The sequence below is a fragment of the Kribbella jiaozuonensis genome, assembly GCF_005233875.1.
GTDB classification, from domain to species: Bacteria; Actinomycetota; Actinomycetes; order Propionibacteriales; family Kribbellaceae; genus Kribbella; species Kribbella jiaozuonensis.
In genome coordinates this window covers 439,992-459,180 of the sequence record NZ_SZPZ01000003.1, presented here as the reverse complement: position 1 = coordinate 459,180, position 19,189 = coordinate 439,992, and the positions used below count along the sequence as shown (strand labels likewise).

General features: G+C 68.0%; 19 protein-coding genes. 8 read left to right on the top strand and 11 right to left on the bottom strand.

Annotated elements, in window-relative coordinates:
• Positions 1-18 precede the first annotated feature (18 nt).
• Positions 19-1,356 (top strand): MFS transporter, encoded by a 1,338-nt coding sequence (locus FDA38_RS21870; protein WP_137255950.1) that lies wholly within the window; start codon positions 19-21, stop codon positions 1,354-1,356.
• Here FDA38_RS21870 and FDA38_RS21865 read toward each other — a convergent pair.
• From FDA38_RS21865 to FDA38_RS21850, 4 genes are all read right to left on the bottom strand, one after another.
• Positions 1,258-2,445, bottom strand: coding sequence for an ABC transporter permease (locus tag FDA38_RS21865; protein ID WP_233714844.1), 1,188 nt, complete (start codon positions 2,443-2,445; stop codon positions 1,258-1,260). The two genes, FDA38_RS21870 and FDA38_RS21865, sit on opposite strands and share 99 nt — an antisense overlap.
• 203 nt (positions 2,446-2,648) lie before the next feature.
• Positions 2,649-3,341 (bottom strand): ABC transporter ATP-binding protein, encoded by a 693-nt coding sequence (locus FDA38_RS21860; protein WP_137255949.1) that lies wholly within the window; start codon positions 3,339-3,341, stop codon positions 2,649-2,651.
• Positions 3,338-4,630 carry a peptidoglycan-binding protein gene (locus FDA38_RS21855; protein WP_137255948.1) on the bottom strand — a complete coding sequence of 431 codons (1,293 nt, stop codon included), beginning with the start codon at positions 4,628-4,630 and terminating at the stop codon, positions 3,338-3,340. The genes FDA38_RS21860 and FDA38_RS21855 overlap by 4 nt, the downstream gene beginning before the upstream one ends.
• The gene (locus FDA38_RS21850) at positions 4,627-5,691 is read right to left on the bottom strand and encodes a hypothetical protein (RefSeq protein ID WP_137255947.1); all 1,065 of its coding nucleotides are present in this window, start codon (positions 5,689-5,691) and stop codon (positions 4,627-4,629) included. The genes FDA38_RS21855 and FDA38_RS21850 overlap by 4 nt, the downstream gene beginning before the upstream one ends.
• A 113-nt stretch (positions 5,692-5,804) precedes the next feature.
• On the opposite strand from FDA38_RS21850, the gene FDA38_RS21845 reads away from it, so the two are divergent.
• Genes FDA38_RS21845 through FDA38_RS42320 form a run of 5 tightly spaced genes read left to right on the top strand, consistent with a single transcriptional unit; the run spans position 5,805 to position 10,074 of the window.
• On the top strand, positions 5,805-6,500 hold the full coding sequence (locus FDA38_RS21845; protein WP_137255946.1) for a response regulator transcription factor: 696 nt from the start codon (positions 5,805-5,807) through the stop codon (positions 6,498-6,500).
• Positions 6,490-8,367, top strand: coding sequence for a sensor histidine kinase (locus FDA38_RS21840; RefSeq protein WP_137255945.1), 1,878 nt, complete (start codon positions 6,490-6,492; stop codon positions 8,365-8,367). The genes FDA38_RS21845 and FDA38_RS21840 overlap by 11 nt, the downstream gene beginning before the upstream one ends.
• Positions 8,364-8,987, top strand: a complete 624-nt coding sequence (locus FDA38_RS21835; protein ID WP_137255944.1) for a hypothetical protein — start codon at positions 8,364-8,366, stop codon at positions 8,985-8,987. Before FDA38_RS21840 ends, FDA38_RS21835 begins: the two co-directional genes overlap by 4 nt.
• 31 nt (positions 8,988-9,018) lie before the next feature.
• Positions 9,019-9,420, top strand: a complete 402-nt coding sequence (locus FDA38_RS21830; RefSeq protein ID WP_233714843.1) for an MmcQ/YjbR family DNA-binding protein — start codon at positions 9,019-9,021, stop codon at positions 9,418-9,420.
• A gap of 21 nt (positions 9,421-9,441) precedes the next feature.
• Complete coding sequence (locus FDA38_RS42320) at positions 9,442-10,074, top strand: hypothetical protein (RefSeq protein ID WP_170989831.1); 633 nt, start codon at positions 9,442-9,444, stop codon at positions 10,072-10,074.
• 104 nt (positions 10,075-10,178) lie between these two features.
• On the opposite strand, the gene FDA38_RS21820 is transcribed toward FDA38_RS42320, so the two are convergent.
• The gene (locus FDA38_RS21820; protein ID WP_137255942.1) at positions 10,179-11,144 is read right to left on the bottom strand and encodes an LLM class F420-dependent oxidoreductase; all 966 of its coding nucleotides are present in this window, start codon (positions 11,142-11,144) and stop codon (positions 10,179-10,181) included.
• A gap of 137 nt (positions 11,145-11,281) precedes the next feature.
• Between FDA38_RS21820 and FDA38_RS21815 the strand changes: the two genes are divergently transcribed.
• Positions 11,282-11,932, top strand: coding sequence for a hemerythrin domain-containing protein (locus FDA38_RS21815; RefSeq protein WP_137255941.1), 651 nt, complete (start codon positions 11,282-11,284; stop codon positions 11,930-11,932).
• On the opposite strand, the gene FDA38_RS21810 is transcribed toward FDA38_RS21815, so the two are convergent.
• The 5 genes from FDA38_RS21810 to FDA38_RS21790 are packed head-to-tail and all read right to left on the bottom strand — an operon-like array spanning position 11,905 to position 16,403.
• Positions 11,905-12,681: an SDR family oxidoreductase gene (locus FDA38_RS21810; protein WP_137255940.1), complete on the bottom strand. Its 777-nt coding sequence runs from the start codon at positions 12,679-12,681 to the stop codon at positions 11,905-11,907. The genes FDA38_RS21815 and FDA38_RS21810 overlap by 28 nt on opposite strands.
• A gap of 8 nt (positions 12,682-12,689) precedes the next feature.
• Positions 12,690-13,343, bottom strand: a complete 654-nt coding sequence (locus FDA38_RS21805; protein WP_137255939.1) for a histidine phosphatase family protein — start codon at positions 13,341-13,343, stop codon at positions 12,690-12,692.
• The gene (locus tag FDA38_RS21800) at positions 13,344-14,393 is read right to left on the bottom strand and encodes a phosphotransferase family protein (RefSeq protein WP_137255938.1); all 1,050 of its coding nucleotides are present in this window, start codon (positions 14,391-14,393) and stop codon (positions 13,344-13,346) included.
• Positions 14,386-15,165: an SDR family NAD(P)-dependent oxidoreductase gene (locus FDA38_RS21795; RefSeq protein WP_137255937.1), complete on the bottom strand. Its 780-nt coding sequence runs from the start codon at positions 15,163-15,165 to the stop codon at positions 14,386-14,388. Before FDA38_RS21795 ends, FDA38_RS21800 begins: the two co-directional genes overlap by 8 nt.
• Positions 15,162-16,403 (bottom strand): acyl-CoA dehydrogenase family protein, encoded by a 1,242-nt coding sequence (locus tag FDA38_RS21790; RefSeq protein WP_137255936.1) that lies wholly within the window; start codon positions 16,401-16,403, stop codon positions 15,162-15,164. Before FDA38_RS21790 ends, FDA38_RS21795 begins: the two co-directional genes overlap by 4 nt.
• Positions 16,404-16,459: 56 nt before the next feature.
• Between FDA38_RS21790 and FDA38_RS21785 the strand changes: the two genes are divergently transcribed.
• Positions 16,460-17,047, top strand: coding sequence for a TetR/AcrR family transcriptional regulator (locus FDA38_RS21785; protein WP_233714842.1), 588 nt, complete (start codon positions 16,460-16,462; stop codon positions 17,045-17,047).
• A gap of 604 nt (positions 17,048-17,651) precedes the next feature.
• On the opposite strand, the gene FDA38_RS21780 is transcribed toward FDA38_RS21785, so the two are convergent.
• On the bottom strand, positions 17,652-19,112 hold the full coding sequence (locus tag FDA38_RS21780) for a M81 family metallopeptidase (RefSeq protein WP_170989830.1): 1,461 nt from the start codon (positions 19,110-19,112) through the stop codon (positions 17,652-17,654).
• Positions 19,113-19,189 lie beyond the last annotated feature (77 nt).

Below are 19,189 nucleotides of genomic sequence, written 5' to 3'. Positions count from 1 at the left end.
TGCGGTTACAGTGCAGGCGTGCGGTTTCTCCGGGATTTGTGGACGTTGCTGCAGCGTCGCGATTTCCGGCGGCTGTTTGCGGTGCGGCTCACGTCGCAGTTCGGCGACGGCGTGTTCCAGGTGGCGCTGGCGTCGTACGTGTTGTTCTCGCCGGAGCGGGCGCCTGACGCGGCAGCGATCGCCGGGCTGTTCGCGGTCGCGCTGCTGCCGTACTCGATCCTCGGCCCGTTCACCGGCGTACTCCTGGATCGATGGTCACGCCGGCAGATCCTGTTCGCCGCGAACCTGACCCGCGCCGTCCTCGTCATCGGCGTCGGCGCGATAGTCGCGGCCGACAACGCCGGCGTGCTGTTCTACGTCGCCGTGCTGCTCACGCTCGGCGTCAACCGCTTCCTCCTGTCCGGACTGTCCGCCGGCCTCCCGCACGTCGTCGAGCGCGACGAGCTGGTGATGGCCAACGCAGTCACCCCGACCAGCGGTACGGCGTTCTTCCTCATCGGTGGCGGTGTCGGCGCCGGGGTGAAGCTGCTCGTCGACTCCGACCTGACCGTCCTCGCGCTGACCGTCGTCATCTACACCGCCGCCGCATTTCTCGCCCTCCGGCTGCGGCGCGACCAACTCGGCCCGGACCTGAACGGCGACGAGCCCAGCATCGGCGAAGCGCTCCGCACCATCGCGGCCGGCCTGATCGACGGCGCCCGGCACCTGAAGTCACGCCCGCAACCAGCGCTCGGACTCGCCGCGATCGGTTCGCTCCGGTTCTTCTTCGGGCTGATGACGGTCTCGATGATCCTGCTGTACCGCAACTACTTCTACGGCCCCGGTCAGCTGGATCAAGCGTTCGGTGCACTGGCGATCGCGACCGGCGCGGTCGGAGCCGGGCTGTTCGTCGCCGCGCTCGTCACGCCCTGGGGTACGCGCGTGATGTCGCTGCGGCAGTGGATCACCTGGTTGTTCGTGGCCGCGGCAGTCGTGAGCGCCGTACCGATCGGGTTCTACACCAAGCCCGCGCTGGTGCTCGGCGGATTCCTCACCGGGTTCTGCGCGCAGGGCGTCAAGATCAGCGTCGACACCCTCGTACAGACAGGCATCGACGACGTGTACCGCGGTCGGGTGTTCTCGCTCTACGACATGATCTTCAACGTCGGGCAGGTCTCCGCGGCCGCACTCGGCGCGGCGATCCTGCCCGACAGCGGGAAGTCCTACGCTGTGCTCGCTCTGATCGTGGTCGGGTTCGCGGTCACCGCGCTGCTCTACTCACGTGCCTCGAAGCGCAGTGATGGGCTGGATGGCGGAGGCCTTCCAGGCGGGATACGTGCCGGCGACCAGACCGATGAACGCACCCAGCAGGGGTGAACCGAACGCCAGCCGGTTGTCGAGGATCGGTGTCCAGTCCCGGATCCACGACACGCTCACGGTGAGGATCACGCCGACCGCCGTACCGAGCAATCCGCCGAGGAACCCGACGATCACGCTCTCGACCAGGAACTGAACCGCGATATGTCTTCGTGCCGCTCCCAAGGCTCTTCGCAGGCCGATCTCCGAGATGCGTTCCAGGACTGACAGCAGGGTGACGTTGGCGATGCCCAGACCGCCGACGAGGAGTGCGACGGCGCCTAGCAGCAGGAAGAGCGCGTTGAGGTCGGACTCGACGCCTTTGCGTACGGCGCCTTGTTTGGGCGGCGCGTCGACGCGCAGCGTGCTCGGGTTGTTGGGTTCGATCGCTATCGGTGCTTGTTCCGCGATCAGTTGCGCGGCGCCCACCGCCGTACGGATCTCGACTGCGTCCGGGGATTCCAGGTTGTAGGCGTTGCGGGCGGCGCCGTTCGGCATGATCACCGCGTCGTTGAGCTCGGCGCGGCCGCTGACGGAGTCGAGGATGCCTATCACCGTGTACGGCTCGTCGCCGATGAAGACCGCGGGTTGGGAGTCGACGCGGTTGATTCCCAACCGCTCGGCCGCATGTTTGCCGAGGACAACCACTTTGTCGGCGCGCTGGTCGTGGCCGGCGTCGAAGAACCTGCCTGTTTGGAGAGTCGCGCGTACGGCGTCCCAGAGGCCGGCTGAACCGGCCATCACCTGCAGGGCTTTGCCGGCGCCATTGTCGAGGCCGGTGACGTTCTGGACGAGGTCGTCGCCGATCTCCAGGTTGCTGACGGTGCCGACTGCTTCTACTCCGTTGAGCCGTTTGATGCGGTCGGGTGCGTCCCATGGGAGTTGGGTTGCTGCCTCGCCTTCCTGGCCGCCTTTGTCGTCCGGTTGTACGACGACGCGGGTTGCCGCAGCCAGGTCGAACCGCTGCGTGATCTGCCCGGCGGCTGTTTGCCCTAGGCCCACAGTTCCAACCAACGCGGCGACGCCGAGCACTGTCCCCAGCGTCGTGAGGATCAGCCGGGTAGGACGAGCGGCGACACCCGCCAACGCTTCGTCCAGCAGGTCCCGCACGGCGGGACGGGATCTTCGCCGGGGCCGTGGCGGGTGGGGCGGGGCGTGGTGGGTGTGAGAGGTGCGCCCGATGAGCCGCGCGAGTGCGACGCGCGGACGTGCGCGCCGCCGGCCCGGCGGCGCCCCGGCGCCGGGGCGGATGGAGGGCCCGGCGCCGGGTGGGGTGGACGGCCCGCCGGCGGGATCCGGGGGGCCTGCTTGGGTTACCACTGGAGGGTTCCGTCGACGATGCGGACCTGGCGTTGGGCCCGGCGGCTGACCTCGGCGTCGTGGGTGATGACGGCCAGCGTCATGCCTTCGGAATGCAGTTCGTCGAACACTTGCAGGATCGCCTCCGCGTTGGCGCTGTCTAAATTGCCGGTCGGTTCGTCCGCCAGCAGCAGGCTTGGTTCAGCGACCAGGGCCCGAGCGATCGCGACCCGCTGCCGCTCACCACCGGAGAGCGTCGTCGGCGCGAACTCCATCCGATGCGCCAATCCCACCCGCTCCAACGCGACGCGCGCGCGGGCCAATCGCTCCCGGCGCGGCACCCCGACGTACACCATCGACAGCGCCACGTTCTCCAGCACGGTCCGGTGATCGAGCAGATGGAACGACTGGAACACGAACCCGATCCGCTCCCCCCGCAGTACGGCGCGACGCCGCTCGCGCAGGCTCATCGTGTCCACACCGTCGAGCCGATAGACCCCGCCCGTCGGGTTGTCGAGCAGTCCGAGCAGATGCAGCAGCGTCGACTTCCCCGACCCGGACGGCCCGACGATCGACAGGTACTCCCCCTGCCCGATGGTCAGATCGACCCCGTTGATCGCCCGCACCTCGGGCGGCCCCTCGAAGAACCGCCGTACGCCGATCATCTCGACGACCGGCGCGGGCAGAGCCACCGCGGTCGCGCTCATTTCCCGACCACCACCTGGTCGCCGTCGGACAACTTCGCGTCGCCCTTCGGCGTGACCTGCGCGAACCCGTCCGCGGACAGCCCGACCGTGACAGGTACCAGCTCCACCTGCCCGTTCCGCAGTACTTCGACCCGCGAGCTGCCGTCCGACCCGGACGACAACGCGGCCAGCGGTACGGCGAGAACCTTGCCGCTCGTGCTCTTCACCGGGATCGTCACCCGCACGTTCGCGTCCCGCAGCAGCGCCAGCTGGCTCGCGGTCAGCGTGTTCGGCGCGACCACGACGTCGTACGTCGTGCCGTTCTTCGCGACCCGGCGGACCTTCGCCGCGATCGCCGTACCGTCGAGGTCGAGCGACGCGACCATGCCGGCCTTCAACCGCTGCGCCGTCTCCGCGTCGACCTTCAACGTCACGACCAGGGACGATCCGCTGGCCGACATCACCACGCCGTTCACCGTCCCGCCGCGCTCGACCTTCACGTCGTCGACCCGGCGCGGCAGCGTCTTCACGTAGACCACCTCGGCGACCGGCAGCGGCGTACCGGCCTTGAACTCGGCCTCGCTCCGCGCGTCCTGGGCGTCGGCGAGGTTCGCCTCGGCGTCGTCGACGGCGCCCTGCTGCACCGACGTGTCCTTCGCCTTCGCGTCCTTGGCGGCCTTGAGCTGAGCCTGCGCCTGCCGCAGCTGCTTCTTCGCGGCGTCGACCTGCTTCTTCGCGGCGTCCACTTCCTGGGTCAGCTGCTTGTCCGGCTCGGGTGCGTCGTACCCGGCCTCCTCGTACAGCCGCTCCACGGCGGCGGACGTGTCGAGGTCGTACTCGTCGTCGACGGTCCCCGGGTCGAGCCCGAGCCGGTCGAGGGTCTGCTCCAGTTGCAGCACGTCCGGTCCCTTGCTCCCGGGCGAGAGCGTCCGATACATCGGCAGTACGCCGGCCAGCCCGATCACCGGCCGCCCGGTGATCTCGAGCAGCGCCTTGCCCTCCGTGATCGTCGACCCGACGGCCGGCACCTTCCCGGTCACGATCGCCGGCGTACTGAGCCCGCTCGTCTCGACCCGGATGTTCACCGCGCCGTCGAACGAGGCGTCACCGCGGCCGACCACCTTGCTCGACAGCGCCCTCTTCGCCACCGGCACGGTGATCTGGGAGGCCTTCGGCGGCGCGGTCTTCGCGGCCGCGTCCTCCGGCGAGCTGATCCGGCTGCCCGCGACCACGCCGACACCGAGCGAGGCCACGGCTATCCCGGCCACGCTGACGAGGACCCGGCGACGGGACTTGGGCGAAGCGGTCACCGGTTCGCCATCTCGTCACGGTACGACTCGAGCTCGGCCTTGTGCTGGTCGACGAACTCCTTCTCGGCGTCGTACTGCACCTTCTTGTATGCGTCGTCGTACCCCTTGGCCTTGCACTTCTGGTCGGCCACCGCGAGGTCGATCTCGAACTTGCGCAGCTCGGACAGCTTGGCCGAGTCGACCTTGTCGAACGACGGCGGTCCGGTGATGGTCTTGCCCGGGCCGCCCTTGGCCGGCGGCGTGCTCCCGGTCAGCGCGTCCAGCTTCTGCTGGACCTTGGTGCGCGGGTCGTCGACCTTCTTGAATCCGGCATGCCCCGCGTCGGCCATGCAGTCGGACCACGCGCTGGTCGCGTCGACGACCCGCTGGTCGGAGTCGATCCGCTTCTGCAACGCCTGGATGTCCTTGAACAGGCTGTCGAACTTCTTGAAGTCCGCGGCCCGGTCCTGGCCCTTGCCGTAGACCTGCTCGACCGACTTGCCCCGGCAGCCGAGATCCTGCTTGCCGCTGTTGGTCCGGCTGTCGCCACCGCCCTGGATCACGACCGCGCCGCTGCCGTTCGCGTTCGGTCCGTTCAGCGCCTTGTCGTACGCCTTCTGCGCGGCCGGCGAGAGCGCGTTGCGGATCTTGGTGTTCGGGTTCGTGTCGTCGTCGCCGGCCTTGGACCAGTCGATCGTGCTGATGCCGTACCCGTACTGCTGGGCGAACTTGTCCGGCGGCAGGTTGAACGCGTCGGTGAACTTGCTCTTCGCGTTCTGCTCCGGCGGTACGGCGACGTACTCGAAGCCGGCCGTCTTCATGCAGGCCGCGGTCGCGTCCTCGACCTTACGCTGCTTGGCCAGCTCCTCCTCGCTCGGCTGCTGCCCGCCACCGGCCCGCAGCGCGACCTTGAACCCGCCACCGCCGGACGAACTGACGAACCCTTCACCCATGTACTCCGCCAGCGGGCTCTTGTCGCCGTTCTGGTCGCCGGACGCGACCGGTGCCTTGTCGTTCCCGCAGCCGGCCACCGCGAGGACGGCCAGGATCGCTAACGCGGATGCAGTTCGTGAGGTCTTCATGGCGGTCGAGCGTGCCGCCGCGGCAGTGAAGAACCTGTGAAGGACCGGTTTGCACCCGATGCTCTCAGCCGATCTTCATCGGATTCTCATCAACTTCGGGGACATTGAGGGCTATGCCAGCGCGGATCCTGGTCGCGGAAGACGACCTGAAGCAGGCGGAGCTGATCCGGCGGTATCTCGAGCGGGAGGGGCACCTGACCGTCGTCGTCCACGACGGCCGGGCCGCGATCGACGAGGCCCGCCGGCGCAGCCCGGACCTGCTGGTGCTCGACGTGATGATGCCGAAGGTCGACGGCCTGGACGTCTGCCGGGTACTGCGTGCCGACGGGGAGGTACCGATCATCATGCTGACCGCCCGCTCGACGGAAGACGACCTGCTGCTCGGGCTCGACCTGGGCGCGGACGACTATCTGACCAAGCCATACAACCCACGCGAGCTCGTCGCCCGGGTGCGGACCGTACTGCGGCGGACCCGCGTGCGCGCCGAGGGCGAGGTGTACCGCGTCGGCGAACTGGAGATCGACCCGAGCCGGCACGAGGTTCGGCTGGCCGGGGAGCCGATCGAGCTGACGCCGGCAGAGTTCAAGATCCTTGCCTGTCTCGCCGCATCGCCGGGGCGTGCGTTCTCGCGGCAGCAGTTGCTCGAGCACGCGTTCGGCTTCGACCACTACGTGTTCGATCGCACCGTCGACGTCCACGTGATGAACCTGCGCAAGAAGATCGAGCCGTCCACGGTTCCGACGTACCTGAAGACGGTGTACGGCGTGGGCTACAAGCTGGCCGACAAGGTGGCCAGCCATGCGTCGTAGCGTGCTCGTCCGCTTTCTCGGACTGTCGCTGGCGGTCGCGCTGGGCGCCGTGATCGCGACCGCGTTGATCGCGACGTACAGCACCTCCGAGAAACTGCAGGGCGAGATCGACGCGAACACCGGGCAGCTCCAGGTCGACGGCGAGATCTACGGGCAGCTGTCGAAGTACGCCGCGGACCACCCGACCTGGTCGGGTGTGGACAAACTCGTGCACGAGCTGGGCGACAAGCTCGGCCGCCGGGTCGCGGTCACCGCCGCCGACGGCTCGGTGATCGCCGACTCGGCCCGGATGCTCGGCGCCGCACCCGCACTTCCATCGGTGCCGGCAGCAACCATCGACGCACGCGGCGGCGGCGTCTCGAAGCTGGCCGCGCTGTCGGACGCGACGGTCTACACCGCCCGTAAGACTTTCGCCGCCGGGACGACGGGCGGCTTCGTGGCGACGACGGCAAGTCCGCCGTTCGTCGCCGCCCCCGATTGGGGCATGACCGACGAGGAGCAACGGCAACGCGAACAGCTGGCCCAGAAGGCGGTCGCGTGCTGGGCGACGAAAGGCAGGTCCGCGACCGTCGCGAAGGCCGGCAGCGTTCCACAGGTGATGATCGAGTCCACCCAGTCGGTCGCCGGGATCCGCGTGATGGAGAAGCCGGGCCTCGCGGCGAACGACGACGCGTGCACGCCGCCTGGGCTGTATGCGCCGAGCGCCAAGGCGAAGGTGGTGAACGACGACGAGATCCGCCGGGCGACAGCCTGCCTCGATGCCGCGGGCATCAAGTACCTGGTCAACGACTTCGAGGGCCTGAAGTCGGTCGAGCCGAAGGCCAAGGGTGACGTCACCGACAAGTTCCTCGACTGCACCACGCAGGCGCGGGTGCAGGCGTTGACGCCGTACGTCGCTCCGCCGGCGAAGCTGTATCTCGGCGCGAAGAGCACGTTCAACGTGTTCTCCGGCGAGGGCTTGCTGCGTACGGCGGCGACCGCGCTCGGCGTACTCCTGATCGCCGCGCTGGTGATGATCTTCGCCGGTCGTCGGCTGGTCCGGCCGATCGTGGCGTTGACCGGTGCGGCGCAGCGGATGCGGAACGGGGATCATGCGGCGCGCGTACCGGTGAGCGGGAAGGACGAGGTCGCGCGGCTCGGGCACGCGTTCAACGACATGGCCGAGTCGATTCAGCGACACGACTTCCAGCGGAAGGCGATGGTGAGCGACGTCGCGCACGAACTGCGTACGCCGCTGGCCAACATCAAGGGGTATCTGGTCGCGTCCGAGGACGGCGTGGTTCCGCTCGACAGCGAGCTCGTCACGTCGTTGCTGGAAGAGACTGAGCTACTCGAGCATCTGGTCGCCGACCTTCAGGACCTGGCGCTCGCCGATGCCGGCATGCTCCGCCTCCACCCCGCTCCCCGCGATCTCACCGAACTCGCCCAGCAAGTCGTCGCCGCCCACCGCCCCACCGCGGAAGAGGCCTCTGTCACCCTTTCGTCCACAGCTTCTGCGTCTACGCCGGCAGTCATCGACAGCGCACGCATTCGGCAGGCGCTTGGCAACCTCGTCTCCAACGCGATCCGGTACACACCACCGGGCGGCCAGGTGCAGGTCGGCGTACGGCGGGTCGGCGACGGCTACAACCTGAGCGTCACCGACAACGGCACCGGTATCGCCGAGGAGCACCTGCCGTATGTGTTCGACCGCTTCTACCGGGCCGAGCACTCCCGAAGTCGCAGTACCGGCGGAAGCGGGCTCGGGTTGGCGATCACCAAACACCTGGCCGAGGCGCACGGCGGCAAGATCACAGTCACCAGCCGGCTGGGCTCCGGCTCCACCTTCACGATCTGGCTCCCTGCGGCTGCCACACTGTCCGGGTGACACAGCCTCCGTACTCGTCCGGTCCGCAGAACAGTGGCTCGCAGCAACAGCCCCCGGGCGGACCGGCCTGGGACGGGCGGGGATACGCACCCGGCTTCGCGCCGCGTCGCAAGAGTCCGCGGACCACGCTGTACGTCGTGATCGCGGCTGCCGGCATCATCGTGTTCCTCGGCGTCGTGGCGCTGCTCCTGCCCGGCCTCATGGGTGGTGACGACCCGGGCGGTCCGACCGCGCCGTCCCCCGCGGCTGCCCGGCCGACGGCCCCAGCGCAGCCGTCTGCTCAACCGTCGGAGACCCCCGGCGGCCCGCGCCTCACCGAGGCCACGACGCTCGCCACCAGGTTCCTCGCGTACCTCAACGCGAACGACCAGAAGCACGCGACCACGCTCGCGTGTGCGGACAGCAAGAACCTGCTGGCCGGCCAACTCATCGTCATGATCGACCCGCCGACCAAGCTGGCGGTCAGCGGACCCGCCGCCTCGGTGAGCAGCTACTACCCGCGGATCTCGGTCCCGTTCTCCGGCACCACGAAAGGCGGCGTCCCGCTGGCGGGTACCGTCGACATCATGGACCAGCCGACCCGTCCGCTCTGCGTTCGCCTGACCTCGCTCGCGCACTGACTGGTTGCGAATGGCGTCGAAGAAGGCCCGCGTGGCCGACGTACATGAGATCGCATCGGGGATGCCGCACGTCACCAAGTGGGAACGCGACGACGGCACCGATCGCCCCGTCTACCAGGTCGGCGGGAAGTCGTTCGTCTTCTTCCGTACGCCGCGACCGGACGCAGTCGATCCGGACACCGGCGAGAAGTACGACGACGTGATCATGATCTGGGTCGAATCCGAGGACGAGAAGCTTGCCCTGGTCTCGGACGAGTCGACCCCGTTCTTCACCACACCGCACTTCGACGGCCACCCGTCCGTCCTCGTCCGCGGCAGCCAACTGCCCGAGATCTCGAAGCAGGAACTCACCGAGATCGTCCAGGACGCCTGGCTCTCGAGAGCCTCCAACCGCCGCGCAACGATGTGGCTCAAAGAACACCGCTTGAGCTGACCCCGCTGCCACACTATTCCCGTGAGCTCAACGCCGCCCGGCCCGAACTACAGCTGGCAACCCCAACCCAGCAACTTCAAGTCAGCCCCACCGTACGGCCAACCCCCTCGCAAAAGCCGAGCCGGCCTGATCATCGCGCTGATCGTTCTCCTCATCTTCGTTGCCATCGGCGCCGTCGGCATACTCGCCTACCGCCTCGTCGCCAACCACCAGGACTCCAAGTCGAACCCCGCACCGAGTAAGTCGGTCGCACCCCCGCCCGCGACGAAGCCGACTCACCCCACGGCCTCCAAGCCCACAAAGCCGAGCACTCCCGCGACCAAGCCGACGTCGACACCCCCGGCAACCTCCGTCGCCGACCTAGGCCGCCGCTTCGTAGCCCAACTGAACGCCAACAACTCCAAGGGCGCCGCAGCGTACGCGTGCAAGGAATCGCAACAGGTGATCCCACTCCTGATGCAAACCCTCGTAGGCCCACCCACCAAACTCACCCCCGGCACCCCCACCGGTCACGCCCCCATCTTCACCATCCCCCTGTCCGGCACCTCCAAAGGCGCAACAGTCACCGGATTCCTGGTAGTCAGCCAAATCTCCCCGGACCCGATCTGCATCCGAGCCTTCACCATCACCACCAAATCAACCACCACCAACTGACCACGGACCCACCCGCTCCGTTCGCGCACATCACCAGCTCCCCGAAGACGCCGCGCCCGCCGCCGGAGGAGGCCAACAAAACAGCCGCCGCGGAGCGGTGTCGGTTAGTGGGGGGCGAGGGCTCGGGCTGTGTCTACCAAGTTGGTGCCGGTGGGGAGGGCGGCGATTATGGGGGTGTCCAGGCCGTTCTCGACGTAGCGGTTGATGTGGGTGCGGCATTGTTCGGGGGTGCCGTGGACGATCAGGTCGTCGAGGATCTCGACGGGTACGGCGGCCATCGCGGCGTTGCGGTCGCCCGCGGCCCACGCGTCGCGCATGGGTTTCATCGCCGTACCGCGCCCGAGCCAGTCGTGGAAAGCGGCGTACCCAGGCACCGTCAAGTACGTCGCGATCAGGAACCGCCCGATGTTCCGTGCCATCTCCGCATCCTCCGTAACGCATACGAAGATCCGCGCAGCCAGCTCCTTGTCAGCCCCCAGCTCAGCCCGCACCTGGCGCACATCGTCCGCCGACAACCAGTTCGTGATCGCCCCATCGGCCTCCCGCGCCGCCAACCGCAACATCTGCGGCCGGAGCGCGGCGAGCATCAGAGCCGGCGGCACCTCCGGCGCCTTCTCCAGCCGGAAGCGATTGATCGTGAAGCTGTCGAACGACCCGTCCACCTTCTCCCCGGCGAACGCCTGCCGCAGAAACCGCAGTACGTCGCGGGTCCGCGCGAACGGCGGGTCGTACGCGATCCCGTTCCACCCGGTCACGATCGTCTCCGACGACGCCCCGATCCCGAGCACGAACCGCCCCGGCGCCAGATCCGCCAACGCCGCCGCGCTCATCGCCAGCGCAGCCGGCCCCCGCGTATGCACCGGTACGACGGCCGTCCCGAGCCGCAACCGCTGATCCCACTCCGACGCCAGCACGAGCGGCGTGAACGCATCCGCCCCAGCCACCTCCGCCGACCACAGATCCGTATACCCGAGCTCGAACAACGACGAGATCAGCGCGCGATGATCCCGCAGCGGCACCCCGGTCAGCGGAACAGTCAGACCCCAACGCTTCTGAGCATCAGCAGGCATGCGGTCCATCATCCTCTCCGGCAGCGCCGGACGCGGGGAGCGAGGCGCGAGATGTTCCTCGCGAGTTCAATTGCCGGCAGACGACGCGCACCTACGCTTCTCACGTCAAGGGGAGGACCGACCGGGTGGGGAGTCGCATGACCAGCATCAACACGACCGAGCAGGCCGACATTCGCGAGATGCTCGTCGTCCATCGCGTTTTCCGCCGCGAGTTCGCCGTACTGCCGGACTACGTGCGCGGCGTACCGGAAGGCGACCACGAGCGGCGGAAGATCGTCGCCGACCATGCCCGACTGGTCCTCGACGGGCTGCATTTCCACCACGAGGGTGAGGACGCGGAGTTGTGGCCGCTGCTCGCGACCCGGGTCGAGTCCAGCGCTGAGCTGACGAAGCGGATGGAGGCCCAGCACAGCGAGCTCGCGACGTTGGTCGCCGAGGCAGAACGGCTCCTCCCGACCTGGGACACGTCCACAGCCGAAGAGTTGGCACAGGTCCTCGACGCCATCAACGCCGCCGTACTCACGCACCTCGCGGAGGAAGAGGCCGAGATCCTCCCACTGGTCGCGGAGCACATCACCCCCGCGGAGTGGGCCCGGCTCGGCGAACACGCCCGGCGCGCGATGCGGCCGAACCAGCTCCCGTTGATGTTCGGCGCGGTTCTCGAGGACTGCGACGCCGACGAGCGCACCCTGATGCTCGCCGGCCTGCCGCTGCCCCTGCGCCTGCTGGTCAAGCCGGTGATCGAGCCCAGGTATCGCCGCTACATCTCGAAGGTCAGAGCCCGGTGACGCTTCACAGCATCCTCTTCAGTACGGCGAGTGGGGCGAACCGCATCACCTTGAGCCAGCGGCGCCCACGGCCACGCCGGCACGTACGCCTTCGACTTCTCGGACTCGATCGCGGCGACGATCGCCCGTACGCCGGGCTCGGTGTCCACGATCAGCGGGGTGTTCGCCACATGCTCGTTCATCTCGGAGCGGATGTAGCCGGGATAGATCGTGCTGACCTTGATCGGCTTCCCGAGCAACTCCATCCGCAGCCCCTCGGCGAGTGAGGCGATCCCGGCCTTGGTCGCGGCGTACGTCGTCACCGTCTTCGGCAGCCCGCGCAGCCCCGAGATCGACGAGATGAAGACCAGGTGCCCGGCGTTCCGGGAACGGAAGAGCTCCATGGCCGCCTCCGCCTGAGCGAGGGCACCGACGAAGTTGGTCAGCGCCGTCTGACGGTTCGCGTCGAAGCGGCCGGTGCCGAGCGACGCGCCCTTGCCGAGGCCGGCGTTGACGATGATCCGGTCCAGCGGCAGCTCGGCGTCGATCTTGCGGAACACCTCGAACACCTGGTCGTGATCGTTCACATCCAAGCTGTGGATAACTACCTGGACCTGTGGATAACGCGAGGCCACCTCACCCTGCAACGCCTCCAACCGCTCCGTACGGCGTGCAGTCAGCGCCAGATTGTGCCCCTTCGCGGCGAACTGCCGCGCCATCTCCGCACCGAGCCCCGAACTGGCACCCGTGATCAGGATGTTCCGTCGCATCGCGATCCTTATCGATAGGAGAGCATCTCAGCGCCGACGTGGACATGCTCGTTGTAGCTCACCACGGTCAGCCCACCCCGCCCGGACACGACCTTGGTGATCGCCGTGTTGATCGTCACCGGGTTCAGCTTCGCCCACAGCCCGTCCCCGCCGGACAGCAGCCGGCTCACCACGGCCGCGATCGGCCCGCCCGACGTGAACACCAACGCCGTTCCACCCTTCCCGAGTCGCTCGGCAGTACGCCGTACCGCCGACTCGGACCGCTCGCAGAACCCCGCAAAGCTCTCGCTGTACCCGTCGCCACCATCGATCCACCGCTGCGTCGCCGCGGTGAACATGTCCTGGAACGCCCGCTGTGGGTTCCCGGTCCGCGCCAGATCCGCGAGCATCACCGGCCGCACGCGGTACGCCGGTTTGTGCGCGATGATCACCTGCTCGTGGTCGAACTCGTCGTACCCGTTGTCGACCTCAGCCGTGAATCCAGCGAGCGTCGCCGTCTGCTCATGCCTGCGCATCGAACCGGCAACCACAAGATCCGGCTTCACGTCCGAGAGCGTCTCGCCTAGCCGTGCAGCCTGCTGCTCACCCAGCGATGACAGCTTGTCGTAGTCGCGGGCGCCGAACGACGCCTGCGCATGCCGGATCAGATAGATCACCGCCATCTACGCCTGCCGGATGATGCGGCGGCACCGCCGCTCGAGCAGGTTTACCGGGAGCCAGAAGTTCTTGAACCGCGGGTTCCGGGTCTGCTTGTGGTGGTAGCGGTAGTAGATCTGCTGCGCGATCACCGCCAGCCGGAACAGCCCGAACACCTCGTAGAACGCCCAGTTGTCCGCCACGATCCCCGACCGCTTCGCGTAGTACTCCACGATCTCGTCGCGGGTCAGCATCCCGAGTACGTCGGAGGGCTGCAGCCGGAACCGGCGGAAAGCCCAGTCGTCGTCGGCCTGCACCCAATACGCGAGCGCGCTGCCGAGATCCATCAGCGGATCGCCGAGCGTCGCCAGCTCCCAATCGAGCACGCCGACCACCTGCAGCGGATCGTCGAGCGCGAGTACAACGTTGTCGAGGCGGAAGTCGTTGTGGATAACGCACGTCCGTACGTCGGCCGGCTGGTTCGCCGCGAGCCACTCCATCACGCGCTCGTAGCTGGGCACGTTCCAGGTCTTCGCCTTGCGGTACCGGTCGGACCAGCCGGTGACCTGGCGTTCGACGTACCCCGCACCGCGACCGAGATCGGACAGCCCGGCCGCGGCAGGGTCGACGGCGTGCAGCTCGGCGAGCGTGTCGATCAATGTGAAGCCGAGCTGCCTGGTCTGCTCCGGAGTCAGATCGACGCCGAGCTTGTGGTGCCCGGGGATCGTGCCCGCGACCCGCTCCATCACGTAGAACTCGGAACCGATCACCGCATCGTCGTTGCAATGGGCAACCATCTCCGGGACGTACCGGAACACCGGCTTGAGGCCAGCCTGGATCCGGTACTCGCGGCCCATGTCGTGCGCGCTCTTCGCCTTCGTCCCCGCCGGCGGCCGACGCAGGATCAGGTCGCGGCCTGGATAGCCCAACAGGTAGGTCAGGTTGGACGCGCCACTGGTGAACTGCTTCACCTCGGGCAGGGCGTCCGGCAGCTTCGTCCGCTGCCGCAACCACGCGTCGACGGCGGGTACGTCGAACGCGTCCTCGTCCCGGACCGCCCGCGCGGCATCACCCATTCGACGTCTCGGCCCGCTGCCGGGCACGCTCCGCGATCTTGCGCATCTGCCGGTTGTACAGCGGCCGCGCGAACCGCTTCGTACGCCAGGCCATCGCGGCCGGCCGATCGGGGATGATCAGGAACTGCTTCTTCTTGATCCCCGCGAGTACGGCGGTTGCGATGTCGTCCGCGGACCGCGGCGCCTTCTCGATCAACTGCCGCGCGGTCGCGCCCATCGCACTGTCCGCGCCGCGGATCGAGTCGGCGAGATTGGTCCGGAAGAACGACGGACAGACCACGGACACGGTCACGCCGTACGGATAGAGCTCGTGCGACAACGTCTCCGACAGCGCGACCACGCCGGCCTTGACCGTGTTGTACGAGCTCATCATCGGCGGGTGGACCAGCCCGGCCGCGGACGCGGTGTTCACGATGTGACCCGAGCGCTGCCGCTTGAACAGCGGCGCGAACGCACGGCAGCCGCGCACCACACCCATCAGGTTGATGTCGACGACCCGGTCCCACTCGTCCAGCGTCTCGACGTCGATCCTGCCGCCGGTCGCGATCCCGGCGTTGTTCACCAGGATGTCGAGGCCGCCCCAGTTCTGCTCGCACCAGGCGACGGCGGCATCCCAGTCCTCCGGCCGGCGGACGTCGAGCTTGAGGTACGCCGTACCCTCGCCGTCCTCGCCGACGTCGGTGGTCAGGACTTGGTGGCCCTCAGCAACAAACTGGGAAACCAGTGCGGCGCCCAGACCACTCGCGCCGCCGGTGACGAGGACTCGGCTCACTTGCCCTCCTGAACAGCAGACAGGTACGACGCGAGCTCGATCCTCGCGATCACCCCACGATGCACCTCGTCGGGCCCGTCGGCCAGTCGCAACGCGCGCGCACTCGTCCACGCGGCCGCGAGCGGGAAGTCGTCGGACAGCCCGCCGCCGCCGTGCAACTGGATCGCCATGTCGATGACGTCCTGCGCCATTCGCGGTACGGCGACCTTGATCTGACTCACCTCGCTCAACGCACCCGCGAGCCCTTCCGTGTCGAGCAGGTACGCCGTTTGCAGCACGAGCAAGCGTGCCTGGTTGATCGCGATCCGCGCGTCGGCGATCCGCTCGCGGTTGCCGCCGAGGTTCACGAGCGGCTTGCCGAACGCCGTACGGCTGGTTCCTCGTTGCAGGGCGAGCTCGAGGGCCTTCTCCGCAAGGCCGATCAGCCGCATGCAGTGATGGACGCGGCCCGGACCGAGACGGCCCTGGGCAATCTCGAACGCGCGGCCCGGTCCCATGAGGATGTTCGACGCCGGGACGCGGACCTCGGTGAACGAGACCTCGCCGTGGCCGTGCGGTTCGTCGTACCTGTGCATGGCGGGTAGGAGACGCTCGACCTTGACGCCCGGAGTGTCGCGCGGGACGAGGACCATCGTGTGGCGCGCGTACCGGTGGGCGTCGGGATCGGTCAGGCCCATGAAGATGAGGAGCTGGCAGTCCGGGTGGCCGACGCCCGTGCTCCACCACTTGCGGCCGTTGATCACGACCTCGTCGCCGTCGACGACAGCGGTCGCCTCCATGTTGGTGGCGTCGGAGGACGCGACGTCCGGCTCGGTCATGCAGAACGCGGACCGGATCGTGCCGTCGAGCAACGGCTCCAGCCACTGCTTCTTCTGCTCGTCGGTGCCGTAGCGGAGCAGGACCTCCATGTTGCCGGTGTCCGGCGCGTTGCAGTTGAAGATGTACGGCGCAATGAACGACCGGCCGGTGAGCTCGGCGATCGGGGCGTAGTCGAGGTTGCTGAGGCCTTCGCCGTACTGCTCGTTGCCCGGCTCGGCGGGTGGCAGGAACAGGTTCCACAGACCGGCGTCGCGCGCCTTCGCCTGCAGGTCCTTGATCATCGGTTGCGGCTGCCACGGGTCACCGGCGGTACGGATCGCGGTGTGCAGCTCCGCCTCGACCGGCTCGATCTCGGTCCGCAGGAAGGCGTCCACCCGCGCGACCAGATCCTGAGCCCGGGCCGAAGGTTCGAACCCCATCAAGACTCCTCTCCTCGCCTTGACCGTAGCTCAGCTTCTAAGCAATGCTCAATAGCATGGATCACCGGCTGTCGGCGGACGACCGCAAGAAGCAACTGGTCAAGATCGGCCTGATGATGCTGCGGACCCAACCGATCCACGAGCTGTCGATCGATGCCATCGCCGGCCAGGCCGGGATCTCGCGCGGTCTGTTGTTCCATTACTTTCCGAGCAAACGCGACTACTACGTCGCCGTCATCTCCGCGGCCGGGCGGCGGCTCCTCCGGGTCACCAAGCCTGACGAGTCCCTTCCACCGGAGGAACAGCTCCGGGAGATGCTGACGCAGTTCGTCGCGTTCATCGAGCGGCGTCGTACGGCGTACATCTCGTTCGTGCGGGGTGCTGCTGGTGGGGATGACTTCGCGGTCGAGGTGTACGACGAGACTCGTGCTGGGCTTACGAAGCGGGTGTTGACGTACATCGGCACCCCCGAGGTCGCCGACGAGCCGACGTCGCTGGATTACCTGCGGATTCATGCCTGGCTCTCGTACGCCGAAGACCTCGCGATCGAGTGGTCCGGGCTGCCTGAAGCCGACCGCCCGTACGACGCGAACTACTTGATCAACCACGCCATCGACGCGCTCCACACCTTGCGCAAGCTGTAGCCGCAGGAGTCCCCCGCGGGCTACGCGGACGCTTCCTTCGTCGCTCCGCTCCTCAGCGCGCCCACTACGCGCGCACCCGCCCACCCCCGGCTCAGCGCCGTGCATCCCTTCCGGCTATCGCCGGGGCATCCGGCTCCCGCCGGACCTTGCCGGCTACCGCCGGCCGTTTGCGGGCTACCGCCCGCGGTCGACTACGGGCTTATCGCCACGCGCGACCACGCTCGCCGGAGCGAACGGCTCGTCCGAATCCGCCGCCGGGCCACCTGCATCCGCCAGGCGAGCCGCCTTCAGCGGGAGAGCTCGCAGATGCGCTCCGTGGAGCTGACACACCTTTATCCACAGCCCGCTCCGGTATCCACAGCCCACCCGGCTCACGATCCGGGCCGCGCCGCCACGACCGCCGGTTGTCTCGTCGACACAAGTCGGCGGCAGCACATGGCACTCACCGCGCGGCAGCGCGCACAGTCCGGCGGCAGCCGGAAGCACCGGCGATAGCCGGAAGAGGATGCACGGCGCTGAGCCGGGGGTGGGTGGGTGCGGGCGGAGTAGGCGCGGGTGAGGAACGTAGTGACGAGCGGAGCGCCTGCGTAGCCCGCGGGGGCTGTCAGCTGTTGGGGAGGAGTTCGGGGGTGAGGTCTGGGGTGGACATGTCTGGGTCGAAGGGGAACAGAGGGCGGAGTACACCGTGGTGGCCGAGGCGGAGGAGGTCCTGGTCTACGCCGCCGGGGGTGAGGGCCAGGAGCCAGTCGGCCGCGAGGTTGTAGAGCTCGGGCTCGAGGTACCCGATCTTCACGATGACCAGGTCCGTCGCCGAGGGGTCGAGGCCCAACGACGTGAAGTCGGCGATGTGGTGGTAGGGCTTGCGGCGGGTGGTGAGAATCGAGTGGAGGCCGCCGACCTTCACCACCGCGACTGTTCCGCCGACCGGGTCCTCGGAGATCGAGAAGACTGTGCCGGACATAGGGACCGGGCCTGCCGGGATGTTGTCGACCTTGCCACCTGCGGTTACCTCAACGGAATTGCCGACGCCGGCCGCGACGCACGCGGCGACGGCTGCGGGGTCGGTGATGCTGGCGTGGATCGCCGTCGCCTTGCCTGAGGTCAACTCCTCGATCGCGAGCAGTTGGCCGAGCGTCCACGAGGTGTCACCCGCGCCGCCGGCGGTCGGGTTGTCGCCGGAGTCGCTGATCAGGAACGGGCGGGCGGTGCTGGCAAGACCTGCGGATACGCACTCCTGCAAGGTCCCCGTCGGCGCCACGAATTCGAACCCGTCGCGCGCATCCCAGTACGCAGCAGCCAGCTCAGCAGCGCGCGCAGTGATCAGAGCAGAATCATCACCAGTCACAACAACAGCAGCTCGGCACCGCGGTTCGTCCGCCCATGCGTACCCGACCCACACCGCCGCATCCAGTACCCCGGGCTCGTCCGCGATCTCGCCGACGCGGTGGTAGATCGACTTGGCCGGCTCGAGGCGCGTCGACGTCTTCTCGCCGGGCAGCAGCACCGGCACCTGGATCCACGCCTTCCCCGGCTTCCCCAGCCCGGAGCGCAGCCGCTCCACGAGATTGCGCAACGCCCGTTCGCGGCTCTCCATCGCGTCCTCGTGTGGCGCCATCCGGTAGCAGGTGATCAGATCCACCGCCGTACCCAGCTCGCGCGACACGTTCCCGTGCAGGTCCATCGACGCCGACATCAGTACGTCGGGACCGATCACCGCGCGGATCCGCGTCGCCAGATCGGCCTCCGCGTCCTGCCGCCCGACCACGCTCATCGCGCCGTGGATGTCGAAGAAGAACCCGTCCAGCTCACCGGCCGCCTCGGTCCGGGTGACGATCTCGGCCGACAGGTCGTCGTACACCTCCGGCAGTACGGCGCCGCCCGGCAGCGAGCGCGCGTGCAGCAGCGGGACCCACTCGATCCCCTGCGCCCACTCCTTCCCGAGGAACTCGTACCGCTCCATCAGGTGGTCCCCACGCCGTACGTCGAAATCGGCCAGCCCGGCCCGATGCGGCGAGAACGTACTGGACTCGATGGCGATCCCGGCAATGCCGATCCGAAGGTTCATGTCTAAAACCTGCCACAACCGAGCCGTTTCGCGCACTGCCTGTTGGCCGGATTTGAACATCCCGAACCTGTCGAAAG

Bases quoted from the DNA above. Each gene is read 5' to 3' on its own strand.
- FDA38_RS21860 (WP_137255949.1), bottom strand. From the start codon at position 3,341: ATGAGCGCGACCGCGGTGGCTCTGCCCGCGCCGGTCGTCGAGATGATC.
- FDA38_RS21850 (WP_137255947.1), bottom strand. From the start codon at position 5,691: ATGAAGACCTCACGAACTGCATCCGCGTTAGCGATCCTGGCCGTCCTC.
- FDA38_RS21845 (WP_137255946.1), top strand. From the start codon at position 5,805: ATGCCAGCGCGGATCCTGGTCGCGGAAGACGACCTGAAGCAGGCGGAG.
- FDA38_RS21840 (WP_137255945.1), top strand. From the start codon at position 6,490: ATGCGTCGTAGCGTGCTCGTCCGCTTTCTCGGACTGTCGCTGGCGGTC.
- FDA38_RS21820 (WP_137255942.1), bottom strand. From the start codon at position 11,144: ATGCCTGCTGATGCTCAGAAGCGTTGGGGTCTGACTGTTCCGCTGACC.
- FDA38_RS21815 (WP_137255941.1), top strand. From the start codon at position 11,282: ATGACCAGCATCAACACGACCGAGCAGGCCGACATTCGCGAGATGCTC.
- FDA38_RS21810 (WP_137255940.1), bottom strand. From the start codon at position 12,681: ATGCGACGGAACATCCTGATCACGGGTGCCAGTTCGGGGCTCGGTGCG.
- FDA38_RS21805 (WP_137255939.1), bottom strand. From the start codon at position 13,343: ATGGCGGTGATCTATCTGATCCGGCATGCGCAGGCGTCGTTCGGCGCC.
- FDA38_RS21800 (WP_137255938.1), bottom strand. From the start codon at position 14,393: ATGGGTGATGCCGCGCGGGCGGTCCGGGACGAGGACGCGTTCGACGTA.
- FDA38_RS21790 (WP_137255936.1), bottom strand. From the start codon at position 16,403: ATGGGGTTCGAACCTTCGGCCCGGGCTCAGGATCTGGTCGCGCGGGTG.
- FDA38_RS21785 (WP_233714842.1), top strand. From the start codon at position 16,460: ATGGATCACCGGCTGTCGGCGGACGACCGCAAGAAGCAACTGGTCAAG.
- FDA38_RS21780 (WP_170989830.1), bottom strand. From the start codon at position 19,112: ATGAACCTTCGGATCGGCATTGCCGGGATCGCCATCGAGTCCAGTACG.